Origin of the sequence: Myroides sp. C15-4 (genome assembly GCF_050522745.1) — a bacterium.
Classification (GTDB): domain Bacteria; phylum Bacteroidota; class Bacteroidia; order Flavobacteriales; family Flavobacteriaceae; genus Flavobacterium.
On record NZ_JBMVQX010000026.1, the window covers coordinates 46,061 to 55,933 of the forward strand.

Annotated in this window: 11 protein-coding genes; 8 read left to right on the top strand and 3 right to left on the bottom strand. The window is 37.1% G+C overall.

Features of this window, described 5'->3' with window-relative positions:
* Positions 1–163: 163 nt before the first annotated feature.
* Positions 164–1,939: an AMP-dependent synthetase/ligase gene (locus tag ACPDHL_RS11695; protein WP_430532941.1), complete on the top strand. Its 1,776-nt coding sequence runs from the start codon at positions 164–166 to the stop codon at positions 1,937–1,939.
* 49 nt (positions 1,940–1,988) lie between these two features.
* Here ACPDHL_RS11695 and ACPDHL_RS11700 read toward each other — a convergent pair whose 3' ends face one another.
* The 3 genes from ACPDHL_RS11700 to ACPDHL_RS11710 form a co-directional block, all read right to left on the bottom strand.
* On the bottom strand, positions 1,989–2,795 hold the full coding sequence (locus tag ACPDHL_RS11700; RefSeq protein WP_430532942.1) for a class I SAM-dependent methyltransferase: 807 nt from the start codon (positions 2,793–2,795) through the stop codon (positions 1,989–1,991).
* Between the two features lie 477 nt (positions 2,796–3,272).
* Positions 3,273–3,674: a DoxX family protein gene (locus ACPDHL_RS11705; RefSeq protein ID WP_430532943.1), complete on the bottom strand. Its 402-nt coding sequence runs from the start codon at positions 3,672–3,674 to the stop codon at positions 3,273–3,275.
* A 12-nt stretch (positions 3,675–3,686) separates the two neighbouring features.
* The gene (locus ACPDHL_RS11710; protein ID WP_430532944.1) at positions 3,687–4,394 is read right to left on the bottom strand and encodes an SDR family oxidoreductase; all 708 of its coding nucleotides are present in this window, start codon (positions 4,392–4,394) and stop codon (positions 3,687–3,689) included.
* Between the two features lie 281 nt (positions 4,395–4,675).
* Between ACPDHL_RS11710 and ACPDHL_RS11715 the strand changes: the two genes are divergently transcribed.
* The 7 genes from ACPDHL_RS11715 to ACPDHL_RS11745 all read left to right on the top strand — a co-directional run bounded on the left by ACPDHL_RS11715 (position 4,676) and on the right by ACPDHL_RS11745 (position 9,823).
* Entirely contained in the window at positions 4,676–5,734 is a 1,059-nt protein-coding gene (locus ACPDHL_RS11715) for a 3-oxoacyl-ACP synthase III family protein (RefSeq protein ID WP_430532945.1), read from the top strand.
* Between the two features lie 407 nt (positions 5,735–6,141).
* Positions 6,142–7,137, top strand: coding sequence for a hypothetical protein (locus tag ACPDHL_RS11720; RefSeq protein WP_430532946.1), 996 nt, complete (start codon positions 6,142–6,144; stop codon positions 7,135–7,137).
* Between the two features lie 256 nt (positions 7,138–7,393).
* The gene (gene murQ / locus ACPDHL_RS11725; protein ID WP_430532947.1) at positions 7,394–8,206 is read left to right on the top strand and encodes an N-acetylmuramic acid 6-phosphate etherase; all 813 of its coding nucleotides are present in this window, start codon (positions 7,394–7,396) and stop codon (positions 8,204–8,206) included.
* A gap of 5 nt (positions 8,207–8,211) precedes the next feature.
* Entirely contained in the window at positions 8,212–8,442 is a 231-nt protein-coding gene (locus ACPDHL_RS11730) for a DUF6095 family protein (RefSeq protein ID WP_430532948.1), read from the top strand.
* Positions 8,443–8,448: 6 nt separating this feature from the next.
* Complete coding sequence (locus ACPDHL_RS11735; RefSeq protein WP_430532949.1) at positions 8,449–8,832, top strand: DNA topoisomerase IV; 384 nt, start codon at positions 8,449–8,451, stop codon at positions 8,830–8,832.
* A gap of 12 nt (positions 8,833–8,844) precedes the next feature.
* Positions 8,845–9,630, top strand: coding sequence for a TerC family protein (locus tag ACPDHL_RS11740; RefSeq protein WP_430532950.1), 786 nt, complete (start codon positions 8,845–8,847; stop codon positions 9,628–9,630).
* Between the two features lie 52 nt (positions 9,631–9,682).
* Positions 9,683–9,823, top strand: a complete 141-nt coding sequence (locus ACPDHL_RS11745) for a hypothetical protein (protein ID WP_430532951.1) — start codon at positions 9,683–9,685, stop codon at positions 9,821–9,823.
* Positions 9,824–9,873 lie beyond the last annotated feature (50 nt).

Consider the following 9,873-nt stretch of genomic DNA (forward strand, 5'->3'; position numbering starts at 1 on the left):
ATATTTCTTTAAAAACTGCTCCTTTTCATTGCGAATAATCAACAAAAAACGAGTTAATATCAGGAGTATTTCTTCTATTTTTTTCGATAGTTAACAACTTTGCAGGAAGTTGCGATAAATTACCTTTTTTTTCGTATTTTGCATGAACTAATCAATTATAACGATGATGAATCCAACAAGACTTTTCGATATACCCTATTTCCAACAAGAACATTTTCCTTTGGAAGATGCGCTGGTAACCAAAGTAAATGGTGTCTGGGAAAAAACATCATCCGCGACCTATCTTCAAAAAGCAAACTGTTTATCAAGAGCTCTTTTGCGATTAGGCGTTCAACCCAATGATAAAATCGCTGTTATCTCAAGTAATAACCAAACCAAATGGAATTTATTAGACATTGGTATTTTACAAATAGGGGCACAAAATATTCCAATCTATCCTACCATTGCTGCTGAAGACTATCAATTTATTTTAAGTCATTCAGAAGCAAATTATTGTGTAGTTTCAGATCAAGAAATTTACGATAAACTAATGATGGTGATTGATCAGTTGCCATTAATTAAAGCCGTATACTCTTTTGATGTTATAGCAGGATGTAAAAACTTGGATGAATTGTTTGCCCTTGGTGCAGATGAATCGAATCAGGAGCTCGTAGAGCAACGCAAAGCGGATGTTAGACCTGATGACCTGGCGACATTAATTTATACCTCAGGAACAACGGGAAAACCCAAAGGCGTAATGCTTTCACACAACAATATTCTATCCAATGTATTGGGAAGTAGTGAACGCGTGCCTTTTACGAGAGAACAACACTTTAAAGCACTGAGTTTCTTACCGTTGTGCCACGTTTTTGAACGCATGTTGATTTACCTTTATCAATACAGTGGTGTTCGCATTTACTACGCAGAATCCATTGATAAAATGGGTGACAATATGAAGGAGGTTAAACCCAATGTAATGACAGTTGTTCCGCGCTTATTAGAAAAAGTATACGATAAAATCTTCGCCACGGGATCTGCTTTAACAGGAATAAAAAAGCGTATTTTCTTCTGGGCGCTTGAACTTGGATTCAAATATGAACCGTATAACCGCGGCGCTTTTTACAATTTTCAATTGGGTATTGCTCGCAAATTGGTTTTCAAAAAATGGCAGGAAGCCTTAGGCGGTGAAATGAAAATCATTGTTTCAGGAAGTGCTGCCTTACAACCCCGTTTATCCCGCGTATTTAATGCGGCGGGAATTCCCGTAATGGAAGGTTATGGTTTAACAGAAACCTCTCCTGTAATTGCCGTAAATGACGCAAGAAACAAATCCATGAAGATTGGAACTGTAGGAAAACCCCTAAGCAATGTTGTGGTAAAAATTGCAGAAGACGGTGAAATTATCTGTAAAGGACCGAATATTATGTTGGGCTATTACAAAGATGAAGAACGCACCAAAGAAGAACTAAAAGATGGTTATTTCCATACGGGCGATATCGGAACCATTGATGAAGAAGGTTTCTTAAAGATCACAGATCGCAAAAAAGAAATGTTCAAAACCTCTGGAGGTAAATACGTTGCTCCTCAAATTATTGAAAACACATTAAAACAATCGCGCTTCATTGAACAAATTATGGTGATTGGTGAAGGTGAAAAAATGCCTGCGGCTTTGATCCAACCGAACTTTGAATTCGTTAGAGAATGGGCCAAACGCAAGAATATCAATGTTGGAACAACCAACGAAGAACTCATCCAAAACGAACAAGTGCGTCAACGTATCGAAAAAGAAGTAGAATACGTAAACCGCAAGTTTGGAAAATGGGAACAAGTGAAAAAATTCGAACTTACTCCAGATGTTTGGAGCATCGATAATGGTCAACTTACCCCTACCTTAAAACTGAAACGAAGAGTTATTCTAGAAATCTACAAAGATTTATACGAGAAAATTTATAGAGCATAAAAAAAGGAAGCATTAGCTTCCTTTTTTTATTCCTGTTAACTGTAAACCGTTAACCGTTAACCGATTCCGCTACAATAGCATACACCATTGGAATTTTAGTATCCAAGTGTTTGATGCGGTATTTATTCGGTTCGAATTCAACCGTATGCTGAAAACAAGCATAAGGCGAATAATCAAACTCTTCAAATTGTCTGATAGTCAATCCATTTTGAATAAGACTGCTGACTACCTCACTCATGCTGTGATTCCAACAAACATAAGATTGTGTAATAGCTGCTGCTTTATCCGCATAGGTTCCACTTTCTGTTTCGACGATAGCTTCCACATTAAAATAGTTGTACGCTACTTTTTGGAAATCATCATCAAACATCCAAACCACAGGGTGAAATTCAACAAATACGAATTGTCCTCCAGGTTTTAAAAAGGCAGCAATAACGCTTGCCCATTTGTTCATGTCAGGCAACCATCCAATAACGCCATAACTCGTATACACCCTATCGAATTGCTCATTCAAATGATTGGGTAAATCATAGATATCACAGCAAATAAATTGCGCATTGGATCCCGTTTCTTCTGCTAACTGAACTGCTTTCTTAATAGCTTCATCGGATAAATCTACCCCTGTTACCTCAGCTCCTAATCGGCTTAATGAAATAGTATCTTGTCCAAAATGACATTGTAAATGTAAAATCTTTTTGCCTTTAATGTCCCCCAATAGATTGAGTTCAATCTCATTTAAAGAGCTCTTTCCTTTCTTAAATCCTTCTACATCATAAAAATCCGACTGTATATGCGCTTCTGTCCGATTATTCCATGATTGTCGATTGATTTCTATATAGTTTAAATCTGATTCCATTTTTTTTGTTGTTCGTTGCTCGTTGTTTTTTGCTCGTTGCTGTTTGTCTTTCGACAAAATAATGCAATACAAAGAAGTTTTTTCTTCTACTAAAAGAAAATTAATTTAGATCAATATATGAAACGAATCGTGCGAACCTCATCTAGTTTCACTATTTCCTCAGTTTTTTATTCTTTGAATTTCTTTCACCGTCAATATTTCCTCCCCCTTGGTTTTGGTTTATTGTCTTAAAACGTTTTACCATTGTCGTTGATGAATACACTTGAACTAGAGTAAATCAAGGGATACGACCATATAAAAACAGTCGCATAACATTTATTTTTTGAGCTAAACATCCAACTCAATTAAAAGGTTTTTTTTGGTTGGAAGTGGGACTTTTATGAGGTAATGGTGTACAATAAACTATTCACCATTCACTATTCACTATTCACTATTCACCACTTACCACTCACCATTTACCATTCACCATTCACTATTCTAAATAAACCATCCTTTTCTTCCTTTATACAAGCGGAAAGAACCTGGACCAATCATGGCAATAGCTAAAGCCCCTGCCAAATACAGTACGTTCAATTCAGCACCAATACCTCCAGTTGTTGCACTGATTGCAAAGGAGCCACCGCCTTTAACTAGCACCATAGACATCACCATAGTAAAGGCAATCAATACACCCGATAAGCGAGTAAAAGCACCAACCATTAAGAGAATTGGCGCAATAATCTCTCCAACAGGAACACCTAACCAGAGCCAAGTTGGTAAACCTTTAGCTGCCAATTGTTCTATAATCATATCGTGTCCATGAATAATTTTGTGGATTCCGTGAAAAATCATCAATCCACCCACGCCTAAGCGCAGAATCAATTTTCCTAAATCTTGCATCGCTATGGGGTTTTAACTTGTTTTTAAAGGTCTTATTTCGATTTTACTTGGCAAAGCACGGGGATTCATTTGCAACAAATCCACCACCAATTCACCGATATCTTCGGGTTGAATTTTCCATGCATCTTTTTCATTAGGGGTGTGATTATTGAAATTACTCGTAACAGAACCAGGTAAAATGGTTGTTACTTTTACATCATGTGCACGTAGATCAAGCATGGCTGCTTGTGTAAATCCTACTACACCAAATTTACTTGCATTGTAACCACTTCCCGTTGCGAAAAAATTAATTCCAGCTAAACTAGCCACACTGATATAGTATCCTTTATTTTGTTTTAATTGAGCAACGCTAGCTTTTAAGGTATGGAATACCCCTGTTAAATTGGTATCAATCATGGTATTCCAATCTTCGATAGACAACTCTTCAATGGAGGCAAAAATACCTACACCAGCATTGGCAATCACAACATCTAAACGCCCAAAATGAGCGATAATGGCAGCTACAGCTTGTACTTCCTCTTCATACTGGGTTACGTTGGACGCAAGTGGCAATACTTGTTCGGTTGTTCCTATTTCACGAGCAACACGCTCTACTTCTTCTAGGTTACGTCCCGAAATAGCCACTTGATAACCTGTTGCAACCAAAGCTTCTGCTATTCCTCTACCTATTCCTTTAGTCCCACCCGTAATGTAAACTACTTTTCCGTTACTTGTTGTCATACTGATTTTTAACTTTTAATTTCACTAAAATAAAGAATATAAAATACTTTTTAGTTATTCTAGTTTAAGAAATAATAAAAAAAACACAATACCGGCGTAATACTAACCGTTATCTAAGTCATGCGTATTGAATTAACTAAATTTAAGCCATACTAGTTTAATTTCACTTTTATTTAAGGAGAGAAACCAAGGCGATTGTGTACCTTAGTCTATCGTTTAGGGCACTAATTCACTTCATTTAAACGCATTTTTAATTTCTAATTACTTAAAAATCTAAAACTATGGCTGTTAAAATAAAAGGTTCCGGTAGTTACATTCCTACAGAAGTAGTAACCAACGACGATTTTCACCAATTTGATTTCCGCGATGAGAATGGTCAACCGCTAAAAGATTCCAACGAAAGAGTAGCAAAAAAATTAGAGCAAATTACGGGCATTCAAGAAAGGCGTTACATTTCGACCAATTTAACTACAACCGCTATTGGAACTATTGCAGCCCAACGCGCGATTGACCATGCTAAAATTGACATTGAAAAGCTAGACTACATCATCTTTGCGCACAATTTTGGCGATATCAAACACGGAACAGACCAATCTGACATTGTGCCGAGTTTAGCCTCTCGTGTGAAACACAACCTAAGAATAAAAAACCCAAACTGCGTTGCTTATGATGTCTTATTTGGTTGCCCAGGGTGGTTACAGGGGGTTATCCAAGCCTATGCTTTTATGTCCATAGGTATGGCAAAATACTGCTTAGTCATTGGTGCGGAGACGCTTTCTCGTGTCATCGATCTACACGATAGGGATTCTATGATTTACGCCGACGGCGCAGGAGCGACTGTATTGGAAGTAACCGATGAACCTGGCGGTATTATAGCTACCAAGAGTTGTAGCTTTACTGCGGATGAAGCATACTACATTCACTTTGGCGAATCCTATAAGAAAGACCCCAAACAAGATACGCGTTACATCAAAATGCTCGGTCGTAAAATCTATGAATTTGCCCTAACAGAAGTTCCACAAGCGATGAAAGCATGTTTGGATGATAGCGGAATAAAAATCGATCAAATCAAAAAGATTATCATCCATCAAGCCAATGAAAAAATGGATGAAGCCATCGTTAAACGCTTTTATGAACTTTACGATCAAGCCATGCCGGAACACATCATGCCCATGAATATTCAAAAACTAGGAAATAGTAGCGTAGCAACGCTTCCTACCCTCTATGATATGATCGTCAACAAACAACTAGATAACCACAGCTTTGAAAAAGGAGATTATTTGTTGTTTGCCTCTGTGGGTGCAGGTATGAATATTAATGCATTTGTATACCAAGTATAACAACATATCCAATATCCATTTGCTCCTTTACACCATCTAACACATGTAAAGGAGCAAATGGCCATGTACCAAACAATTTCTCCGCCTTAAATCTACTAGTGCAACACACCAAAACTTGCACTATTCACCCATTTCATTCCTTTTGCTACTAAAGTCAGCCTTCACAAAATGCCGATATTTTAACTTTATTCTATTTATTTCAATACGAATAAAATCACTTATTTATCATTTTAATTAAAAATACACAAAAAACAATTATTATTATAACTAAAACAGCTATTAAAATAAATATCCTATACTAAAAAGTAATAATATATTTTACTTAACTCTTTTTTTTGTAGTTATATTTGCATTGTAATAATTACATCTACGTAATTAAGTATCAATTCAATAACAGATTAAAAGCTATGAAAAAGAGAATTTTGCTGTTGGCCTTATTAGGTGGTTTTATGTTAAGTACAACTGCTTGTAGCAGTGATGACAGCAGTCAAGAAACACAAAAAGTTGAAGTTCCTAACACCTTAAAAGACGACTACTTCAGTATTGAAGGAGCTACTTTTAATGCCGGAACAATCCAAGCTGGTGAAGAAGAATCCATTACAGAAATTAGTGTCAATAATTTCATTATCAACGGTGGGAAAGCCATTATGACTGTGACAAGTAGTGCACAATTACAAGCTATTCAAATTGGTTTAAAAGGACATGAAGGTTATTATAGCGTAAAAACATCCAATGAAAATCTTGCGCGAACTGGACTTTACCATTATGAGGTTATTCTAGACTTTTCTCAGGATCTAATCCTAGACATTGTAGGATTAGAACTTGTCGGCTATATCACCGATGGCAAAAGAACGGTTGTTTATTACAGGGAGTTTCAGGTAATTCCTGCAGGAACTGGAGCGTTGCAAATTTCCCTTTCATGGGACAGAGAAGATGATGTGGATTTACACCTAGTGAAAAGAAATTCGGATCGCATCTACTACGGAAGCAGAAAACTATACAATAGCGAAGGCGAAAAAATTGCTGAGTTGGACATTGATTCTAACGCTGGTTGTAGTATTGATGGCATAAAGAATGAAAATATCTATTTCGACCGTTTAGAAGATGGTGTTTACTCGATCTATGTCGATTTATACAGCAAATGTGAAGCTCGAGGTTCGGCAGGAAGTAAATTCATCGTTAATGTCATGTACAGTGGAACGAGTATTCGCTTATCGGATCACATGATTGGCAAATTTGACGATGCTGATACTGGAAGTGGAAATGATCCACGTAGACACGTACTGATTGGAACTTTCGCTATTGTCAATGGAGTGTTCTCTTCGGTTGTAGAAGAAGAGGAAGAAACAACGAGATCCCTCGATGCTTTTGGATTAAATAAAAGATTAGTTTACAAAAAATAAAGTTGCACACCAAAACAACACAGCTTTTCTTCCATACAAAGTAGTACGTTTTGTCGGTATTAGTTGTAAATAATTTGTCTTTAATTTTCAATAAATTACCTTGAAACGCCAGTAGAAAGTCCCTTTTTACTGGCGTTTTCGCTAGGATATACCTGTTCAATTCCACGTTTTTTTTGGGGAGATTTAATTCCGATAACACGAGGTGTAAACTAAACTATTTTGAGTATTTTTGTCTAAACCCATAAAAGCGACTACCGTGGATTTTATTAAGATTACGGAGCAACCTTCTACTTATGATCATTTGGAACAAATGTCTATTCATGAAGTGTTGACTTCCATCAATAAAGAAGATCAAAGTGTGCCTCTTGCTGTTGAAAAAGCGATTCCACAAATTGAACAAGTAGTTCAAAAAATCGTTGAACAGCTGCAAAAAGGTGGGCGTTTGTTTTATCTAGGAGCGGGGACTTCCGGTCGATTGGGGATTTTAGATGCTTCAGAATGCCCCCCTACGTATGGGGTTTCTCCTGATTTAGTAATTGGTTTAATTGCGGGTGGGGATCAAGCCATCCGCCAAGCAGTTGAACATGCAGAAGACAACGCAAACCAAGGTTGGTTAGACCTTCAAGCGCACCAAATTAATACCAATGACTTTGTAATCGGAATCGCTGCTTCGGGTACCACACCTTATGTTATTCATGCCTTACAGGCCTGTCAAGCCCAACAAATTCCAACGGCTTGTATTACTTGCAATCCCAATAGCCCCTTAAGTCAAGTTGCTCTGTTGCCTATCGAAGTGGTGGTTGGACCTGAATTTGTTACAGGAAGTTCACGCATGAAGGCAGGAACAGCCCAAAAACTAGTCCTCAACATGATCTCTACCACTGTAATGATTCAACTCGGACGCGTAAAAGGCAATCGCATGGTCGATATGAAAATGACCAATGCCAAACTCATACAACGCGGTATTGCCATGTTACAACAAGAACTTCAAGTGAGTGAGGAAAAAGCTACTCAACTCTTAGATCAATATAAAAGTGTGCGTACAGCACTCGATAACTACAAATTATAATCACTATGGAATCACAAGGTATAAATCGAAAAGTATTACAAAAAGGAGTTAAATACCTTGCTATTACACTGCCTTTATTGTTTCTTGGTCCTATTGTCATTCACAGTTCATTAAAAAATCAAGGCAATCCATTCTTTATCCCTGTCTTTGGATTGGGATGTATCATGTGTTTGTCTGCCATGCTTTTACTTTTTAAAGGCATTAATACCATTATGAAATCATTATTTGGGAAATAATTATCTATGAAAACAAAACTATTTTATCTTTTACCTTGTTTTGCTTTATTCGCTTCTTGCTATCAACAAGAGCGCAACTGCGCTAATTTCCGCACAGGAAAATTTGAATTTGTCACTGAAATAGACGGTGTTGAAAAACGATCTACTTTTATTCGCACAGCAGAATATGAGATTGAAGAATATGAAGGAAAAATAGATACTTCTAGCATTCGTTGGATCAATGATTGTGAGTTCATCCTGCAAAAAAAACATCCTAAAAACATGGCAGAGAAAAAAGCTGTGGGTATTAAAATCGTCACAACTGATGGAGATACTTGTGTTTTTGAGTATGGTCTAGTTGGTGATGCGCGAAAAGAACGTGGAAACCTTAAAAAAATTGGCGAACTTTAATTGTTGCTCCTCATGGAAGTTTTTTTAACAGCAGATGCCATTGTAGCGTTTATTACGCTAACTTTTTTAGAGATTGTCTTAGGAATAGACAATGTTATTTTTATTTCGATTGTAACGGGTAAACTCCCAGAAGAAAAAAGAAAAAAAGCAACCAAAATAGGCTTGTTTTTAGCGATGTTTATGCGAATAGGTTTACTATTTGCCATTACTTGGCTAATCAAAATGAAAGCCACGCTCTTTAGTGTCGATTGGGGTTGGTTTAGCGCTCACTTTAATGGACAAGCTCTAATTTTATTAGCTGGAGGGATCTTTTTGATTTACAAATCCACCAAGGAAATCCACGAAAAAGTAGCACATGTTCAAGTAGCTGAAGACATCAGTTCTACTCCCAATGCCAAACAAATTGCAACTAAATCTTTTGGAAATATCCTGATTCAAATCCTATTGATTGACTTAATCTTCTCAGTAGATAGTATTCTGACAGCTGTAGGAATGACCAATGGAGTTGAAGGCGCCTTGTATATCATGATTGCTGCCGTTATTGTTTCTGTTGCTGTAATGATGATTTTTGCAGTACCTGTAGGGAACTTTGTCAACAACAACCCCTCTATTCAAATCTTAGCATTATCCTTCTTAATCTTAATTGGATTTATGCTAACAACTGAAAGTATGCACTTATCTGATGCAAAACTAGCCGGACAAGATATTGGCGCGGTGCCAAAAGGTTATCTGTATTTTGCGATTGCCTTCTCTTTGGTTGTTGAGTTTATCAATATGCGCATTAGAAAGAAGAAATAATAGCCTGGTTATGGGAAATGGGAAATGGGAAATGGGAGATGAGAAATGAGAGATGAGAAATGGGAAATGGGAAATGGGAGATGAGAAATGGGAGATGAGAAATGGGAAATGGGAGATGGGAGATGAGAAATGGGAAATCGTAGCGCAGCGCAGCGCAAATCGAAGATTCATCGAACACCAGAACAAAATATAAGCTAGGTGAGTTAAACCGAAACGAAGTGTAGGTTCATCGAACACCAGAAC

Excerpts from the sequence above, each read along its gene's own strand:
- ACPDHL_RS11700 (WP_430532942.1), bottom strand. The coding sequence starts at position 2,795 with ATGGAATCAGATTTAAACTATATAGAAATCAATCGACAATCATGGAAT.
- ACPDHL_RS11705 (WP_430532943.1), bottom strand. The coding sequence starts at position 3,674 with ATGCAAGATTTAGGAAAATTGATTCTGCGCTTAGGCGTGGGTGGATTG.
- ACPDHL_RS11745 (WP_430532951.1), top strand. The coding sequence starts at position 9,683 with ATGAGAAATGGGAAATGGGAAATGGGAGATGAGAAATGGGAGATGAGA.
- ACPDHL_RS11735 (WP_430532949.1), top strand. The coding sequence starts at position 8,449 with ATGAAAACAAAACTATTTTATCTTTTACCTTGTTTTGCTTTATTCGCT.
- ACPDHL_RS11715 (WP_430532945.1), top strand. The coding sequence starts at position 4,676 with ATGGCTGTTAAAATAAAAGGTTCCGGTAGTTACATTCCTACAGAAGTA.
- ACPDHL_RS11695 (WP_430532941.1), top strand. The coding sequence starts at position 164 with ATGATGAATCCAACAAGACTTTTCGATATACCCTATTTCCAACAAGAA.
- ACPDHL_RS11740 (WP_430532950.1), top strand. The coding sequence starts at position 8,845 with ATGGAAGTTTTTTTAACAGCAGATGCCATTGTAGCGTTTATTACGCTA.
- ACPDHL_RS11710 (WP_430532944.1), bottom strand. The coding sequence starts at position 4,394 with ATGACAACAAGTAACGGAAAAGTAGTTTACATTACGGGTGGGACTAAA.
- ACPDHL_RS11730 (WP_430532948.1), top strand. The coding sequence starts at position 8,212 with ATGGAATCACAAGGTATAAATCGAAAAGTATTACAAAAAGGAGTTAAA.
- ACPDHL_RS11720 (WP_430532946.1), top strand. The coding sequence starts at position 6,142 with ATGAAAAAGAGAATTTTGCTGTTGGCCTTATTAGGTGGTTTTATGTTA.